The organism is Arthrobacter sp. AD-310 (assembly GCF_054656615.1).
Window position 1 is genome coordinate 96,683 of record NZ_BAAHNO010000029.1, and the last position, 16,857, is coordinate 113,539.

Sequence of the window (16,857 nt, forward strand, 5' to 3'; positions counted from 1 at the left end):
AGTTGCTTTTGCAGCGGATCGGGATGTAGCGCAGCTTGGTAGCGCGCTTCGTTCGGGACGAAGAGGTCGCAGGTTCAAATCCTGTCATCCCGACCATAACGAAAGAGGGTCTCCTGCCGGAGGCCCTCTTTTTGTTGCACTTATATCACGGCAGGCCCTTGGCGCAAGTCACACGAGACGGGCCCCCTTCCAGGTGAAAAGCGGATAAGACGCTTAAAAGGAACTGCCCCGGAGCATTGCTCCGGGGCAGTTCCCCGCCTCCTGGGTGAGGAAGCAATTTACATCGGGTCGGGCCAGATTCCCGTGGAGTACGTCGTGTAGGTAGTGTCGTCCGTAGTCGTTGACGTGTCCTTCTTGCCCTTTGTGGACATAGGATCAGGCCAAATACCGGTCTTGGCTTCGACTACCCGGTCCGTTCCGCCATCAATGGAACCTGCAGACACAACGGCCGGAGCGACCGCAGAAAACGCCAGCGCCCCCGCAAGGGCTGCTGCCGCAGCAATCTTCTTCAACATAAAAGTTCCTCAATACGAGTCGGATTCGTTACAAAGCCAGCACAGTCCTTGTTGACACACATTGTAAAATGTTTTCCACAGGGGCTGTCAAGCCCCTGTACCTAGTCTGTCCAGAAGAGGAGGGAGTCTCATGGGCAATGGATTCGGGGAGAAGCTGCGGGCTGAGCGGCTTGAACGTGGCATGACCCAAGCAGAACTGGGGAAGGACCTGTACTCCCCCAGTTACATCTCGCTACTTGAGACCGGCCGCCGGGAACCTACGGCAGAAGTCATTGAGGAACTGGCGCGGCGCCTGGACCTGGCGCCCAAGGCTTTGGAGGCGTGGAGCCAGCCCATTACGGTGAGCGATGCCGAGTATGTACTGGCAGGGCTGTATGCACGGCAGGCATGGGACCTCCGGGATTACTCCCTGGCTGCGAGCCACGCGGCTACCGCAGCCCGGATAGCGCTGGAAGGCAAAAACACCAGCGCCTGGTGGAACATGACCTACATGCAGGCCGAATGCCTCCTGAAAAATGATGAGCTGAAGGAGTGCCAGCAGATCATCGAGCGCCTGGTGGAGCATCCCATGGCCAGGGAATCCGCCGGCCTGGGTGTCCGTGCCCGCCAGATGCTGGCGACGGTCTTCCACCGGCAGGGGCAGCTTTCCCGGGCTGTTGACCACGCCCTTGAAGCGGTGGCCTTGTCCGACCAGCTGCCCAGGAATTCGACAATCATTATCGGCGCCTACCGGGCACTGATCGCTGCCCTCGCTGAGAGCGGCCGGTTGGATGATGCCTGGCGCTACTGCCAGATCATGGTGGCCAAGGTGGACGAAGACTCCATGACCCAGCTCGCGGGAGAAGTGGCCTGGGTGGTCGGCAATGTCGCGTTCATGCGGCACGACTACGAGGAGGGCGTCAAGCACCACGAGCGTGCAGCGCGGCTTCTTTCACCTGCCAACGACATCGAACTGTGGGCCCGTTTCAACAAGGCGTCGGCAACGGTCCGGTTGTCGGCAGGCATCGTGGAACCGGAAACCCTGTCCGCCATTGAGCGGGCAGAGCTGGCGTTTTCCATCGTCAGCGGCACCAAGGGCGACGCCCTGGAGGTCGCGTTCATCCGTGCCCGCTGGCTCTACCTCACAGGTGACATCGTTGGCGCCGTCGAAAAGCTGCGCGAAATCCACGCAGAGCGCAGCGCTCTTGCCAAGCACACCGCCGGAGAGGTTTCACTGCTCTTGGGGAAGTCCTTGAAGGCAGCCGGCGAACCCGATGAAGCCCTGGTGCACCTGGAAGAAGCGCAGAAAGCATTCAGCGCAGCAGGTGCCGGTGACCGCGTCCAGCAGGCGCTGGACGCGATCCTGGAAATCAGGCTCGCCCAGAAGCGGGCCCAGGCGAAGCCGGCCAAGCAGGCAGGCTAGGCCATACGTACCGTTGCCGCGGAGCTGCTGGGGCTCCGTCAGGCGAAGGTTTTCCCGGTGATCTTCTCGTAGGCCTCGACATAGCGGCTGCGGGTTCGCTCAACAACCTCTGCAGGCAGCGCCGGCGGCGGCGTATCAGAGGACTTGTCCCAGCCTGACTCAGCGGAGGTCAGCCAGTCCCGGACGTACTGCTTGTCGTAGGACGGCTGCGCCTGGCCCGGCTGGTACGTGGCGGCGTCCCAGAAGCGGGACGAATCCGGGGTGAGGACTTCGTCGCCCAGCGTGATCGACCCGGAGACGGCGTCGTAGCCGAACTCCACCTTGGTGTCGGCCAGGATGATGCCCCGCTCACGCGCGATGCGCTCCGCCGTCGTGTAGATCTTCAAGGTGAGCTCGCTAAGGCGGGCCGCAATGTCGTCCCCCACCAGGGCCACCACGGCGTCGTAGGTGATGTTCTCGTCGTGCTCGCCCACCTCGGCCTTGGCCGACGGGGTGAAAATGGCCTTCTCCAGCCGGGAACCGTCCACCAGGCCCTCGGGCAGCGGAATGTTGCAGACCGTGCCGTGCGCGCGGTATTCCTGCAGGCCGGAACCTGTGAGGTACCCGCGGGCAATGCACTCGACCGGGAACATGTCCAGCTTCTTGCAGATCATGGCGCGGCCCTCAACCTCGGCGGGCACTCCGTCTTCCACGGTTGAGGCCAGCACATGGTGCTCCACGCCCAGCTGGTCGAACCACCACAGGCTCAGCTGGGTAAGGATGCGGCCCTTGTCCGGGATCTCGCTCGACAGCACATGGTCGTAGGCGCTGATCCTGTCGCTGGCGACCACCAGCACGCATTCCTGGCCCACGCGCTGCCGCATGGCATCGTCGGCCGGCTCGTACAGGTCCCGTACCTTGCCGGAGTAGACGTGCCTCCAGCCCGGCAGGTCGAGTGTTGTGGTGTTGAAGCCGCGGGGTGCGGGGTTCTCGCTCATCTCAGGCCTTTCCCTTGACCACCGGCAGCGATCCTGTCGCGCCGTACGGAACCTTGATCTCGCCGCGCGCGGCTTTGCCCGCAATATCGCTGCGGAACTGCGAGCCTTCCAGCTGGACCAGCTCCACGCCGTCGTAAGCGCGTTCGCGGGCCTCCACCAAGTCGCTGCCGAGCGCGACGACGGCGAGCACGCGGCCGCCGGCGGAGACCACCTTGCCGTCGTCGTCCAGGGCAGTCCCTGCGTGGATGACGTGCACACCCTCCAGGGCTTCAGCTTTCTTCAGCCCGCGGATGCGGTCACCGGTGCGCGGCTTGTCGGGGTAGTTCTCGGCGGCGACGACGACGGCGACCGCTGTCTCCTTCGCCCAGCGCAGCTCTTCGGCCTTGTCCAGTTCGCCCTTGGCGGCTGCCATGAGCAGGGATCCGAGGGGCGTCTTGAGCCGGGCGAGGACCGCCTGCGTCTCGGGGTCACCGAAGCGGACATTGAATTCGATGACGCGGGTGCCGCGGGAGGTCAGGGCAAGGCCCACGAAGAGGACGCCCACGAAGGGTGTGCCGCGGCGTGCCATCTCGTTGACGGTGGGCTGGGCCACCCGGTCGATGACCTCCTGGACGAGACCAACAGGCGCCCATTCCAGCGGTGTGTAGGCTCCCATCCCGCCGGTGTTGGGGCCTTCGTCGTTGTCGAAGATGCGCTTGAAGTCCTGCGCCGGGGAGAGCGCGACGGTGTTGCGCCCGTCGCAGAGCACAAAGAGGGAGACCTCCGGACCGTCGAGGAATTCCTCGATGACCACGGACCCGCCGGCGTCGAAGCACGACTGGGCGTGGGCGAGGGCTTCGTCGCGGTTGCGGGTGACCACCACGCCCTTTCCGGCGGCGAGCCCGTCGTCCTTCACGACGTAGGGGGCGCCGAAGGTGTCGAGGGCCGAGGCGGCTTCCTCGGCGTTGGAGGCGACCATGGCCATCGCCGTCGGCACGCCGGCCTCGGCCATGATTTCCTTGGCGAACGCCTTGGAGGCTTCCAGCTGTGCGGCGGCCTTGCTGGGTCCGAACACCGGGATGCCGGCTTCGCGGACGGCGTCCGACACGCCCGCCGCGAGCGGAGCTTCGGGTCCGACCACCACGAGGTCCACGGCAAGCCTGGTGGCGAGCGCGGCCACCGCTTCGGGATCGTTGCCGTTGATGTTGTGCGTGGGGACCAGCTTGCTGATGCCCGCGTTGCCGGGCGCAGCGTGGACCTCGGACACGTTGGGGTCTGCAAGCAGGGAGCGGACAATGGCGTGTTCGCGGCCTCCAGGGCCTATGACAAGTACCTTCACAGTCTCCAAGGGTACTTTGTGGACCCTGCACGCTCCTAAGCTGTGTCAAGGCTGCCCGGCCCCTAGACTGGCAGCATGCCGCACAATCCGCACGCCACCTTTACCGTGGACTCCGCCGTCGAACTGGCCGTGATCGAACGCAGCGGCTTTGTGGAGTCGAGGCACATCGGCTCGGCTGTCCTCCTGTCCGCGGACGGTTCCGTGGTCACAGAACTCGGCGACATTAACACACCCATATACGCGCGCTCCGCGATGAAGCCGTTCCAGGCGCTGGCCGCCATGCAGTCCGGCGTCCCGCTGCGCGGGGCCCAGGTGGCCGTGGCCTGCGGAAGCCACACCGGTTCCCTGGACCATATGGACGTGGTGGAAGGCATGCTGAAGGCGGCGGGGGTCCGTGAAGACCAGCTGCAGTGCCCCGAGGCGTGGCCGCAGGACGAGACAGCCCGCAACTGGCTGGTGCGTTCCGAGCGGGGGAAGTCCCGGCTGGCCTTCAACTGCTCCGGCAAGCACGCGGCCTTCCTGTGGGCATGCACCGAAAACGGCTGGGACACGCACAGCTATCTGGAGCCCAACCACCCGTTGCAGCAGCGGGTCCGCACAGTGATCGAAGAGTACACGGGCGAAAGGATCGCCCACCTTGGCGTCGACGGCTGCGGCGCCCCCGTCGCTGCCGTTTCACTGGCAGGCCTGGCCAGGGGATACTCGCAGCTGGCCAAGGCCCCGGGCGACCAAAGCTTCAATGCCCGTACCGCCACCATCGCCACGTCCATGCTGGATTACCCGTGGGCCGTCCAGGGCGTTGGCGAGGCCAACACCTTGGTGATGGATGAGCTGGGCATCATTGCGAAGATCGGGGCGGAAGGCGTCCTGGCCATGGCCACCGCCCAGGGCGTGTCCGTGGCTGTGAAGATCCTGGACGGCAACATCAGGGCCACCTCGCTGGTGGCCCTGACGTTGCTTGCCGCTGCCGGCGCCGTGGATATCCCCGGCGTGGCCAGTGTCCTGGAGCGGGTGGTGGAGCCGGTCATGGGCGGCGGCCGCCCGGTAGGAAAGATCCGCCTGGGCCCGGCCGTCTCCGCGCTACTGGACTGAACCCCTTTTAGGCGGAACGGCCCGGTATCGATCCGGCGTTACGGGGCAAGTCCGGGGCCACCATGTCGGCCCGCGCCGGCGCAGCCTGGTATGGCCGGCCCAGCGCCCTGTACTCCCAGCCGCACGCCAGGTACTTCCCTGCGTCAAGGGCATGCCTGCCGTCCACAACCCGGCGGTGCCGCACCAGCATGCCCAGGCCTTCCGGGTCTGCGAACCGGAACTCGTCCCACTCCGTTAACAACGCGACCACGTCGGTCCCGGACACCGCCGCCTCCAGGGAATCCACATAGTTGAGGTCCGGGTAGGCCCGGTGTGCATTGGCGTTCGCCTCGGGATCGTACACCGTCACAACGGCTCCTTCCAGGTACAGCATGCGGGCCACGTCCAGCGCGGGAGCATCCCTGACGTCGTCGGAGTTCGGCTTGAAGGCCGCACCCAGGGCCGCCACCCGGACCCCGGCCAGGTCGCCGCCGGCGAGTTCCCGCACCAGGTCCACGGTTCGCACCCGCCGCCGGTTGTTGATGGAATCCACTTCCGCGAGGAAGCTGACCGCCTGGCCGACCCCCAACTGCTCTGCCCGGTGCTTGAACGCGCGAATGTCCTTGGGCAGGCAGCCGCCGCCAAAGCCAAGGCCGGGTTTGAGGAACCTGCCGCCAATCCGGTCATCCAGGCTGAGCGCCTGTGCGAGCATCCTGACGTCGGCGGAGGTCGCCTCGCAGACTTCGGCCATCGCATTGATGAAGGAGATTTTGGTGGCGAGGAAGGAATTGGCAGCGACCTTGACCAGTTCCGCCGTGGGCATGTCCGCCACAATCAGCGGAGTGCCGGCGGCCAGCAACGGTTCGAATGCCAGGCGCAGCATGGCCTCGGACCACTCGGACGCCACACCGAACACCAGGCGGTCCGGGTGCAGCGTGTCCTGCACGGCAAACCCCTCACGGAGGAACTCCGGGTTCCACGCGACCTCCAGCTCGTGCCCCAGCGGCGAAATGTCCGCCACCATGCCTGCGAGGCGGGCTGCGGTTCCGATCGGCACCGTGGACTTCCCTACCAGGAGCGCTTTGCGGGTGATCCGGGCTGCCAGCCCGGCAAAGGCCTCATCCACGAAGGTCAGGTTGGCCGCGGATGAATTGGGCGCCTGCGGGGTTCCTACGCAGATGAAGTGCACGTCGCCGAACTGCGCCACCTCGTCCAGGTCCGTGCTGAACCGCAACCGGCCGGAGGCGAGCGCTTCGTCCAGTTTCTCCGGCAGGCCCGGCTCATAGAACGGCACCTCGCCTGCGGAGAGCTGCGCGGTCTTGTGCTTGTCGATGTCGAATCCGAGGACGTCGAAGCCCATGACGGCCATGCAGATCGCGTGCGTGGCGCCCAGGTAGCCGGTGCCGACAACCGTGATTTTGGGCGCGCTGAAGGGAGGAAGGTTGTTCATTGGTTTCTCGCTTCCGTCTCAAATGGAGGATTGAGCATGTGCCGGATGGCCGGCGTTTCCCCTAGCTGGTACAGGTGATGTTGGACAGTCCCTGCCCAGCCTGCGAGGCCGTGTTGCTGCAGTCGACCACATTGTCGCGCGCGGGCTTGAGTGAATAGCCGAGCCCGGGCCCGTTGACCTCCGCCACATTGTTGTGGAAGACATTCTCCGTGCCCCAGCCGTCAATGATCTCGTGCGTCTGGAATCCGTCCTGCGGGGAGTTTCTTCCCGTATTCCCTTCGATGCGCCAGCCCTTGCCTTTAACGTCCACCCAGGAGTCGGCTTCCGTCATGGCCGAGCCGTCGAAGGTGTTGCCGGCCAGGAAGCCGTCCGAGGTCCCTTCCTTGATGTCGACGCTCTCCGCCGTGGTTCCCGAGACGGTGTTGCCGCGAATTTCGTTGCGGTCGCTTCTGTCCGGTTCGCAGGCGGTGACGTCGCACCAGTTGCTTTCGGCGGTGCCGATGTAGATCCCTTCGCCGAACTTGGGTTTCCTGAGCCCGGCGCCGCGGATGGTGTTCCCGGTGACCTTGTTGTCGGAGCTGAACCGGCGCAAGTGGATGGCTTCGTCCCCCGTGTTTTCGACCGTCAGGCCCTGGAGGAGGATGTGCGTTCCCTCATCCACCATCACGCCCTTTTGGCCGTTCCGGACAGTGAGACCCTGGACGGTCCAGTAGGAGGCCTGGTCAAGGTGGAGCACATAGCCGTCCTCGGTGCCGCCTCCGTCCAGGACGGCGGCCGATCCGCCGCACAAGGTAATGGGTTGCCCTGGAGTCCCGGCACCGGTGGCCCGGAAGTTTCCCTGGTACACGCCGTCAGCCAGCGTGACGACGGTTCCGGGCGCCGGTGCCGCGAGCGCTTCCGTGAGTTCCGCTGCCGTGGCCACTGCCACCGCGGCAGGCGGGCACTGTGCCGGGACCCGGCTGCCATCGGGCGCAGGCAGCGGGGCGCCTTGGGACGCACCAGTGGCTGCGGAGGGCGGCGGCCCGCCCAGGGGCGGCGTTTCCTGGAGGGCCACCACGGCAAAAACTCCTGTCAGGAAGGCGACAAGCACGACGGCGGCAACGGCCCAGGTGCCCCGCCGGACACTGCCGCCGGTCATCTTGGCTGCCTGACGTCGTCGTACGCCACTACTCCCCTGCCCAGGGACGTCAGCGGGACGTGGTCGGCGTAGGGGCTGCGGATGATGCGTTCGGCGTTCTTGCCGCGGGCCACGGCGGTGACCAGGAGCAGCGCGGCGAGCACGAACCAGATGAAGGTGAGGGGCTGGAACACCGACTTGACCATGCTGTCCACGGTGTAGGCAGGTGCCCAGGCCAGGACATCGTTTTCGCCCAGGGTGGCCCCTGCTGACGCCTCGCTCCAGATGGCGGTGGAGCCGTTCCCGGCCACGGTGTTTCCGGTGACCGTGGTCTGTGGGACCGGGCCCAGCAGGGTGATCCCGTGGTTGGAGATCCGCTCGAGGGTGTTGCCCGTGACGTCGGCGGTTGCGTCGCGGATGTAGATGCCGGTGTCTCCACCGGCGATGATGTTCGCTTTCACTTCGGCGGTCGCACCGCCGTCGCGGACCGCGACCGACTGGCGGGCATTGTCCAGCAGCGTATTGCCGGTGATGGTGACGCCCTTGGTGCCGTCGGCCGCGACGATTCCCATCTCGTTGCCCGCCACCCGGTTGTCGCTGACCGCCACCGACGTCCCGCCCAGGACTTCTATGCCGTAGCGGGTGTTGTCCTCGAAGGCCCCGGCCGTGACCTGGTTGCCGCCGTAGGAGTCGACCGCGGTTCCCACTGCGTTGGGACCGTCAGCCAAGGGCCTGCCGTCCATTGAGATACCGTTCCGGCCATTGTTCCTGGCCTGGATGCGTTCGAAGCTGACGCCGGCTGTGGAACGCCCTACGCTGAACCCGTCGACGGCGTTGTCCGAGGAAACCGTTGCGGTGATGCTGGCGTCGGATACGAAGCGGTGCAGGACCAGGCCGTCCACGAGGCTGCCGGAGATGACGGTATCCCTGATGACGATGTCCCGGGCGTTGGTCACGAACAGTCCGAAGGCGTTGTTGCTGATCCGCAGGTTGTCGATTCCCGCTGTGACCACGCTGTAGTCCTGTGCCGACTCCTGCGTGAGGGTTGCAAGTTCAGCCTCCGGCAGCAGTTGCGCACCGCCACTGGCCGCCTGTGTCTCCCCCGGCGTCGGCGGTTCATCGCTGAACGTGCCCACGGCGTCGGTTCCGGTGAGTGAGAGCCCGCCCGTGTTGCCGCTCCAGAAGCCCAGGTTGGAAACGTCGGAGAAAGAGAAGGAGGCGTGGCCTCCTATCACCCTCACGTAGGCCCGCCCGTCGACGGTGTTCTTGTCCGGGCCGCCTTTGGTGCTGTCCCAGCTGCTGACGCTGACCCGCGCCGTCTCCGTTCCCTCCAGTGTGAGCGAGCCGCCCAGGGCAACGAGGGAGATGAAGGTTTGGGCCCCGCTTTCCAGGCGCAGGTCGAGCTTCCTGGCCGGGTCCGGTGAGGCCAGGGACAGCGTGGCGCCGGCCAGGACCGCGACGCTTTCGGAGAGCAGGTAGGCACCGTCCGGCTGCTGGCGGAAGGCGTTGGGGGCCAGGGCCAGCAGGTCTGCCACGGTGTATGCCTCCGGCCGGGCGGGCAGGACCAGCGTGTAGCTTGATCCTGCCCGGACCCAGTATGGCCCTTCCAAACCTTCCACCCGCCAGCGGGCGGCGGAGGCGACGGTGCGGACGTACACGAGCCGTTCATCCTCCTGCTCCACAAGCCGTGCCTCGCTGGCTGGATTGCCGGGGTAGAGGACGCCCTGCACCTTGCCGTTGGCGGCGATCTCGTTCCTGCCACGGGCGTCCACCTCGGAACCGTTCTGGATGCTGCCGGCGTAGATGAATCCCACAGTGCCAAGGACGGCGGTGAGGCACGCGGCGGCGATTGCCCTGGCGGCCCTCATGCCGCCACCTCCCCCGGTGTGAGGGTGGCGGCGTCCTGGCCGTCGCCGCCGGTCTGGTGGGCGTGCCGCGTCAGCCAGCCCTGCTTGTTCATGGTGGCAAAGGCGTACATCTTGATGGGCAGGGCCACGAGGATCACAGTCACGGCGAGGACCGGAAGGATCAGGAGATCCTTCGGGTGCCGGCGGAGGTGCGAGGCGCCGCGGATGCCGCGGCCCAGGAGGAGCCAGCAAACAGCCGCACCCACCCCGAACGGCGTGGGGTCGAGGCGGTGGAACACCAGGTACACCAGCGTGAGGCCCATGGTGACCGGGGTAAGCAGGATCTGCAGGACCGTCACCTTGGTGACGAACGGGACCTTCCACAGCCACCCCTTGGCAACGGCCGTGAGGTAGCAGCGGTAGGAGTTCCGGCTCCAGCGGATGCGCTGCTTCATGAAGGCGCGGAAGCTGGAGGGAAACATGGACAACGCCCGGGCGGACGACTGGTGGACGGTTTTGTAGCCGGAGGCCAGGACCAGCCAGGTGAGCCGGCCGTCGTCGCCGGAGATACAGCGCTTGCCCATGAAATATTCGTTCTCAAGGTGCTCGATGACCCCCATGACGGCACTACGCCGGTAGACAGCTGTCCGGCCCGAAACGCAGGGCACCGCGCCTGCCCTGCCCATAGCAGGAACGTAGTCCAGGTACCTGACGTTGACCAGCCAGTCCGCGATGCGGCGCCAGATGCTGGTGTCCCGCTGGTACACGTTTTGGTGGGTGCCGACTGCTCCCACCAGCGGATCCTTGAAGGGCATCTGGACGTTGGCCAGGAGGCCTGGCTGCCACCAGGTGTCGGAGTCGGTGAGGACCAGGATGTCGTTCCGCGCCATCCGCATGCCTGCCCCCAAGGCGGACCGTTTGCCCATGTGGTGGAAAAGGACGGGGCGGAGGGAGTCGTCGCCAAGGGCGGTGATCCGTTGGTAGGCGTCCAGGTCCTCTACGTCGAGGACGATGATGATTTCATCGGGCTTCTGCTGCCGCCAGGACTCCAGCGCGCTCATCAGGATGTCGGGGTCCTCGTGGAACGACGGCACGATCACGGACGTGGATGTCCTGTAGTCCGTGACGATAGGCCTGGCCCGGTGGGAAAGGATAAAGCGGTACAGCCACAGGCCCCAGACGATCACGCCGGCCACGGCGAGCGGAAAGTAGGGTGAAAACTCGGCGTACAGTTCGCTGAGGTTGCTTCTGGTGAGGCCGGTGAGGGCGTCGTCGAGCACAAGGGGGATCATGGGCAGTCCTTCGCTGGGCGGAAAATCAGTGAGGGATGCCGGGCTGGGCAGCCGGCGGGGTGGTGTGCCCTGACTGCCCCGTTTTCATGGGGGTCGGGCTCTGCTGCCGGCTCTTCGCTGAGCCTTGTTAATGAGCATGGTGGACCGGGTTTATGCTCCGCCAGTGCCCGAGGTACTCTAATTGCCTTTGTGGCTACCCGTCTTTGCGGGCAACCACTACGCGCCCCTTGCGGGCGTGACTACTGAGAAAGTCCACCGGAAAGATCTTGTTAATATGCCCGTAGCACGCCGCCGGATCAATGTTCAGGAAGGCGCAGCGGCACTGGAGGCCTGGCGCCAGGCCGCCGCGTCTCCGTTGAACGCCGCCCTCCCCCGGAACGTCCTCGCCACCGCCGTGCGCTACTCGCTTGAGGAAGTCACCGCGCGGGCGCCGGGCAACTCCGTGGAGGTGCGCGTGCCACCGTTTGGCGTCACCCAGTGCGTGGAGGGGCCGCGGCACAGGCGCGGCACGCCGCCCAACGTCATAGAGTGCGACGCCGCCACCTGGCTCGCGATGGTGACCGGACAGCTGAGCTGGGCGGACGCCGCCGCCGCCGGCAAGGTGGCCGCCTCCGGCCTGCGAGCGGACCTCTCCGGGCTGCTGCCCCTCTAGCCGCCTCTGGCCCGCCGCGCCTCAGCCGCGGCCGATGAAGGGCATGCCCGCGGCGGTGACCACCACGGAGCCGACGCTGGCCGTGGCCGGCATGTCGGCCATCATCAGCACGGCGCGGGCGGCATCGGCCACCGGGAACATCGGTTCCACACGGCGGCTGCCGTCCGCCTGGAGCGCTCCCGAGCCCACGCCGATGGTGTCCATGATGTCCGTGGCCGTGTTGCCGATGTCGATCTGGCCGCAGGTGATGCCAAAGCCGCGCCCGTCCAGCTCGATGCTCTTGGTCAGCCCTGTCATCGCATGCTTAGTGACGGTGTAGGCGACGGTCCGGGGCCGGGGCGAGTGCGCGGAGATGGAGCCGTTGTTGATGATGCGCCCGCCCTGGGGCTCCTGCGCCTTCATGGTCCGGACCGCCTCGGCGGCGCACAGCATGGACCCGGTGAGGTTCACGGCCACCGTATCGTTCCAGTCGTCAAAGCTAATCTCGTCCACGCTTGCGGCGGGGCCGAACACACCGGCGTTGTTGAACAGGACGTCCACCCGGCCCCAGCGCTGCCGGGCGGCTTCAAAAAGCCGCCCGACGTCGTCGGTCCGGGTGACGTCGCACGGCACCACCAGCGCGTCCGGGTGGCCGTCCGCCGTCTCCTTCAATTGCGCCTCGCGGCGTCCGGCCAGCGCCACCCGGTAGCCGGCGGCGAGCATCTGCCGGGCCACCTCCCGCCCGATGCCGGAGCCTGCCCCGGTGACCACGGCCACGCGTCCGGCGGAAGGGGGATTGTTCACGCTGTTCTCCTGGGTCTGCTGCTAGAGCGCTGCCGGCACTGACGCGCTGTTCAGCGGCCAGCCTACGACGGTCTTGGGCCGCGGCGCAGCATAGGTCCGCACCTTGGAGGTGGTCAGGCCCATCCGGACCAGCGATTCGGCGATGGTCACGGCAGAGGCCACGCCATCCACCACGGGGACGCCGGCGCGCTGCCGGATCTGCTCATCCAGTCCGGCCATGCCGCCGCAGCCGAGGACAATCACCTCGGCTTTGTCCCGGCTGACCGCTTCCAGTGCCTGGTTGATGATGGCTTCAACTGCCCGGTCCGGTTCCTCTTCCAGTTCCAGGACAGCCATGCCGCTTGCCCGAATGGACGCGCACCTGGCGTCCAGCCCGGCAAGCTTGAGCCGGTCCTCGATCAGCGGGACGGTGCGGTCGAGGGTGGTGACCACGGAGTACTTGTGGCCGAGGAACATGGCGGTGCTGGCGGCGGCTTCGGTGATGTCCACCACCGGAACGTCCAGGAGCTCCTGCAGCCCCTCCCGGCCGTGCTCGCCGTACCCGGCCTGGATGACGGCGTCGAACGGTTCGGGATAGGAGGTGACGGCGTCCATGACGGCAATGGCGGCGAGGTAGCTTTCGAAGTTTCCCTCGCAGGAGTCGGCGCCGAAGCGTGGTGTGATCCCTACGATTTCGGTGCCGGGAGCCGCTACGCTGCGAGCGGACGCGGCGATGGACTCGGTCATGGTGGCGGTGGTATTGACGTTGGCGACGAGGATGCGCATGGTGGTCCTTTTGCGGTTCGGGGCACTTAGTGCTTGCTTGCGACGGCGATGGCTTCGCCGTCGCGGTCTTCCAGCTTTTGGTTCCGGTCGGCGACAAAGTAGTACACCGCCGCGGCGATGCCCGCCGCGAAGAACCAGGCGAACGGAGCTGCCGAAGCCAGTGCCGGAACGAAGGCGATGAGAAGCGCGACGACGGCGGCCGGCACCATGGCTATGATCGCCCGCGGGTTGACCCCGTTTTTGTAGAAGTAGGCGCCCTCCGGAGATGCCGTATACAGCTCGGGCACGTTGACCTTGCCGCGGCGGATCAGCCAGTAGTCAGCCATGACCACGCCGAACAGCGGACCGAGCAGGGCACCGAGCCCACCGAGGAAGTACACGATGACCAAGGGGTTGTTGTAGAGGTTCCACGGAAGGATGACCAAACCGATGACGGCGCTGACGATGGCGGCCCGGCGGAAGTTCAGGTGCTTGGGGAACAGGTTGGTCAGGGCGTAGACGGGTGCCACGAAGTTGGCCATGAGGTTCACCGCGATGGTGAGGATCAGCAGGGCCAGGCAGGCCAGCACCAGGAAAAGCGTGTTGGGAATGGTCTGGACGATGTCCGAAGGGCTTTCGATGATGGTCCCGTTGATCTTGAACTGGCCGCCGGCCATCACAACCACGATGGCCCCGAAGACCAGCATGTTGATGGGGATGCCCCAGAAATTGCCGCGGACCACAGCTTTCTTTGAGACGGCGGAGCGGGTGAAGTCGCAGAAGTTCAGGACGAAGGTGCCGTAGATGGAAACCCAGAGCGCGCCGCCCGCGAAGATGGTGAGCCACATTTCGGGGCCTTCGAGGGCGTTGCTGGAGGACCACGCGATGGCGCCGCCGGCCTCGATGAAGATCCAGACGGCGATGGCCGCCATGGTGACCAGGATGACCGGACCGGCGAAAGCCTCGTATTTGCGGATCATCTCCATGCCGAAACTGACAATGACCAACTGGACAACCCACAGGATGAGGAAGGCGGCCCAGCCGAGGGTGGAAAGGCCGAGAACGGAGTTTTTGTCCAGGTCTGCCAGGGACGGGAACATGGCCACGAGCATGACGCGGAAGACGACGGAGGCCAGGTAGGTCTGGATGCCGAACCAGGCCACGGCAACGGCGCCGCGGAGGAGGGCGGCGATCTGCGCTCCCCTGATGCCGAAGCTGATCCGGCTCATCACCGGGAACGGCACACCAGTCTTGACGCCCATGAAGCCGGAGAGGTTGAGGAGGCCGAAGAGCAGTGCAGCCCCGATGCCGAGTGCCAGCAGGATCTGCCAGCCGCCCAGGCCGAGCGCGAAGAGTCCGATGGCGAAGGCGTAGTTGCCGAGGCTGTGCACGTCGTTGGCCCAGAGGGTGAAGATGCTGTAGCCGGACCAGCTCCGGCCGGCCCGTTTCGTGGGGGCGAGGTCCGGGTTGTAGAGGGAAGGGCTGATGGTGGTGCCTGATGCGGCGGTGGCTGCCGCGCACAGCTCATCGGCGCTGATGGATGGGTGGGTGTGGGCAACTGACGGCGCTGTCAGATCGGGTGCCGCGTCAACGCCCACCGGAGGAGGGGTCTGCATAAGGTTCTCAATTCTGGATGGATTCCGTGTGTGGTGAGGCCAGCGGTCACGCCGTTTCTGTTATTCCACATTGCGGAATCAAGATATTGAATAATGAAAACAAGACTATGACTTGCATCACGCCCGGTCAAGATCCGCCAAACCTGGCGGTGGTCACAATTGGTTGGCAAGGGAAGGGCGCCGTTCGCATCGCAGTGGACGTTGACCCGCGCGGCCGACGCTCGCTAATCTCGCTAAGCAAGAATGTTTTCCCACAATACGAAAACATGGGCCATCCGACGATGAAATGAGGCTCCCGTGGCTGCAGGAGAAGATACCTCCCATATCCTCAGCGGGTTGACTAACCAGCTGCCTGATCGTGATCCGGAAGAGACTGCCGAGTGGGTTGAGTCCCTGGATGCGTTGATCAGGGAACAGGGCACCGAGCGTGCCCAATACATCATGCGGAGCCTGCTGCAGCGCGCGGGCGCGCAGAGCGTCGGGGTGCCGATGGTGACCACCACCGATTACGTGAATACCATCCCGGTGGACCAGGAAGCACCGTTCCCGGGCAACGAGGAATACGAACGCCGCTACCGGGCCTACATGCGCTGGAACGCGGCCGTGATGGTCCACCGGGCCCAGCGGCCCGAGATCGGTGTCGGCGGGCACATCTCCACCTACGCCGGGGCCGCGACCCTGTACGAGGTCGGGTTCAACCACTTCTTCCGCGGCAAGGACCACCCCGGCGGCGGGGACCAGGTCTTCTTCCAGGGCCACGCCTCCCCGGGCATGTACGCCCGCGCGTTCATGGAAGGCCGCCTGTCCGAGGAGGACCTGGACGGGTTCCGGCAGGAAAAGTCCCGCGAGGGCCACGCCCTGTCCTCCTACCCGCACCCGCGCCTGATGCCGGACTTCTGGGAATTCCCCACCGTGTCCATGGGCATCGGTCCGATGAACGCGATCTACCAGGCCCAGTCCAACCGGTACCTGCACAACCGCGGCCTGAAAGACACCTCCGACCAGCAGGTCTGGGCGTTCCTGGGCGACGGCGAAATGGACGAGCCCGAATCCCGCGGCCTGCTCCAGCTCGCCGCGAACGAGAACCTGGACAACCTGAACTTCGTGATCAACTGCAACCTGCAGCGCCTGGACGGGCCGGTGCGCGGCAACGGCAAGATCATGCAGGAACTCGAAGCGTTCTTCCGCGGCGCGGGCTGGAACGTGATCAAGGTCGTCTGGGGCCGGGAGTGGGACGACCTGCTCACCCGCGACACCCACGGCGCGCTCGTGAAAATCATGAACGAAACCCCCGACGGGGACTACCAGACCTACAAGGCCGAATCCGGCGGGTTCGTCCGCGAGCACTTCTTCGGCAAGGACCCCGCCACCAAGGACCTCGTCGCGGACCTCAGCGATGACCAGATCTGGAACCTCAAACGCGGCGGCCACGACTACCGCAAGGTCTACGCCGCCTACAAAGCCGCCACCGAATTCAAGGGCAAACCCACCGTCATCCTCGCCAAAACCGTCAAAGGCTACGGACTCGGACCCCACTTCGAAGGCCGCAATGCCACGCACCAGATGAAGAAACTGACTCTGGATGACCTGAAGAAGTTCCGCGACCACCTGCGGATCCCGGTCACCGACGAGCAGCTCGACGCCGATCCCTACCGTCCGCCGTATTACCACCCCGGATTCGACGCACCCGAGATCGCCTACCTCCTTGAGCGGCGCCGGGCACTGGGCGGAGCCGTCCCCGAGCGACGGTCCCGCCATGAAACTGTCGAGCTGCCGGAAGCCAAGTCCTACGAGGTGGCCAAGCGCGGGTCCGGCAAGCAGCAGGCCGCCACCACCATGGCCTTCGTCAGGCTCCTGAAGGACCTGCTCCGCGACAAGAAGTTCGGGAACAGGATTGTGCCCATCGTGCCGGATGAGTCCCGCACCTTCGGCATGGACGCGTTCTTCCCGACCGCGAAGATCTACAACCCGGGCGGCCAGAACTACCTCTCCGTGGACCGGGACCTCGTCCTGGCCTACAAGGAATCCCCCGCCGGGCAGCTGATCCACCCCGGCATCAACGAAGCCGGCGCC

General features: G+C 65.8%; 14 protein-coding genes and 1 tRNA gene. 5 read left to right on the forward strand and 10 right to left on the reverse strand.

Translation table 11 applies throughout. The features are described from left to right. Window positions 1–19: 19 nt before the first annotated feature. Window positions 20–96 (forward strand) — tRNA-Pro (locus tag ACYQ1Z_RS16645). Between the two features lie 182 nt (window positions 97–278). Here the strand turns inward: ACYQ1Z_RS16645 and ACYQ1Z_RS16650 are convergent. Further along, window positions 279–515: a hypothetical protein gene (locus ACYQ1Z_RS16650; protein ID WP_459793655.1), complete on the reverse strand. Its 237-nt coding sequence runs from the start codon at window positions 513–515 to the stop codon at window positions 279–281. Window positions 516–645: 130 nt separating this feature from the next. Between ACYQ1Z_RS16650 and ACYQ1Z_RS16655 the strand changes: the two genes are divergently transcribed. Next, the gene (locus ACYQ1Z_RS16655) at window positions 646–1,917 is read left to right on the forward strand and encodes a helix-turn-helix domain-containing protein (RefSeq protein ID WP_459793656.1); all 1,272 of its coding nucleotides are present in this window, start codon (window positions 646–648) and stop codon (window positions 1,915–1,917) included. Between the two features lie 38 nt (window positions 1,918–1,955). Here ACYQ1Z_RS16655 and ACYQ1Z_RS16660 read toward each other — a convergent pair whose 3' ends face one another. Together ACYQ1Z_RS16660 and purD are read right to left on the reverse strand one after the other, a co-directional pair. Next, complete coding sequence (locus ACYQ1Z_RS16660) at window positions 1,956–2,894, reverse strand: phosphoribosylaminoimidazolesuccinocarboxamide synthase (protein ID WP_459793657.1); 939 nt, start codon at window positions 2,892–2,894, stop codon at window positions 1,956–1,958. 1 nt (window position 2,895) lies between these two features. Further along, window positions 2,896–4,212: a phosphoribosylamine--glycine ligase gene (gene purD, locus ACYQ1Z_RS16665; protein WP_459793672.1), complete on the reverse strand. Its 1,317-nt coding sequence runs from the start codon at window positions 4,210–4,212 to the stop codon at window positions 2,896–2,898. Window positions 4,213–4,287: 75 nt separating this feature from the next. Here purD and ACYQ1Z_RS16670 point away from each other — a divergent pair, with 75 nt between their 5' ends. After that, complete coding sequence (locus tag ACYQ1Z_RS16670) at window positions 4,288–5,304, forward strand: asparaginase (RefSeq protein ID WP_459793658.1); 1,017 nt, start codon at window positions 4,288–4,290, stop codon at window positions 5,302–5,304. Window positions 5,305–5,311: 7 nt separating this feature from the next. On the opposite strand, the gene ACYQ1Z_RS16675 is transcribed toward ACYQ1Z_RS16670, so the two are convergent. From ACYQ1Z_RS16675 to ACYQ1Z_RS16690, 4 genes are all read right to left on the reverse strand, one after another. Further along, the gene (locus tag ACYQ1Z_RS16675; protein ID WP_459793659.1) at window positions 5,312–6,733 is read right to left on the reverse strand and encodes a UDP-glucose dehydrogenase family protein; all 1,422 of its coding nucleotides are present in this window, start codon (window positions 6,731–6,733) and stop codon (window positions 5,312–5,314) included. Between the two features lie 61 nt (window positions 6,734–6,794). Continuing rightward, complete coding sequence (locus ACYQ1Z_RS16680) at window positions 6,795–7,871, reverse strand: right-handed parallel beta-helix repeat-containing protein (protein ID WP_459793660.1); 1,077 nt, start codon at window positions 7,869–7,871, stop codon at window positions 6,795–6,797. After that, window positions 7,868–9,718: a right-handed parallel beta-helix repeat-containing protein gene (locus ACYQ1Z_RS16685; RefSeq protein WP_459793661.1), complete on the reverse strand. Its 1,851-nt coding sequence runs from the start codon at window positions 9,716–9,718 to the stop codon at window positions 7,868–7,870. Before ACYQ1Z_RS16685 ends, ACYQ1Z_RS16680 begins: the two co-directional genes overlap by 4 nt. Continuing rightward, entirely contained in the window at window positions 9,715–10,989 is a 1,275-nt protein-coding gene (locus tag ACYQ1Z_RS16690; protein ID WP_459793662.1) for a glycosyltransferase, read from the reverse strand. Before ACYQ1Z_RS16690 ends, ACYQ1Z_RS16685 begins: the two co-directional genes overlap by 4 nt. Window positions 10,990–11,263: 274 nt before the next feature. Here ACYQ1Z_RS16690 and ACYQ1Z_RS16695 point away from each other — a divergent pair, with 274 nt between their 5' ends. Beyond that, on the forward strand, window positions 11,264–11,641 hold the full coding sequence (locus tag ACYQ1Z_RS16695) for a sterol carrier family protein (protein ID WP_459793663.1): 378 nt from the start codon (window positions 11,264–11,266) through the stop codon (window positions 11,639–11,641). Between the two features lie 21 nt (window positions 11,642–11,662). On the opposite strand, the gene ACYQ1Z_RS16700 is transcribed toward ACYQ1Z_RS16695, so the two are convergent. Genes ACYQ1Z_RS16700 through ACYQ1Z_RS16710 form a run of 3 tightly spaced genes read right to left on the reverse strand, consistent with a single transcriptional unit; the run spans window position 11,663 to window position 14,784 of the window. Next, the gene (locus ACYQ1Z_RS16700; protein ID WP_459793664.1) at window positions 11,663–12,424 is read right to left on the reverse strand and encodes an SDR family oxidoreductase; all 762 of its coding nucleotides are present in this window, start codon (window positions 12,422–12,424) and stop codon (window positions 11,663–11,665) included. Between the two features lie 21 nt (window positions 12,425–12,445). Continuing rightward, window positions 12,446–13,189, reverse strand: a complete 744-nt coding sequence (locus tag ACYQ1Z_RS16705) for an aspartate/glutamate racemase family protein (RefSeq protein WP_459793665.1) — start codon at window positions 13,187–13,189, stop codon at window positions 12,446–12,448. A gap of 26 nt (window positions 13,190–13,215) precedes the next feature. Further along, window positions 13,216–14,784 carry an NCS1 family nucleobase:cation symporter-1 gene (locus tag ACYQ1Z_RS16710; RefSeq protein WP_459793666.1) on the reverse strand — a complete coding sequence of 523 codons (1,569 nt, stop codon included), beginning with the start codon at window positions 14,782–14,784 and terminating at the stop codon, window positions 13,216–13,218. 297 nt (window positions 14,785–15,081) lie between these two features. On the opposite strand from ACYQ1Z_RS16710, the gene aceE reads away from it, so the two are divergent. Then, the coding region (aceE, locus tag ACYQ1Z_RS16715) for a pyruvate dehydrogenase (acetyl-transferring), homodimeric type (RefSeq protein WP_459793667.1) at window positions 15,082–16,857 on the forward strand (1,776 nt) is incomplete at its 3' end.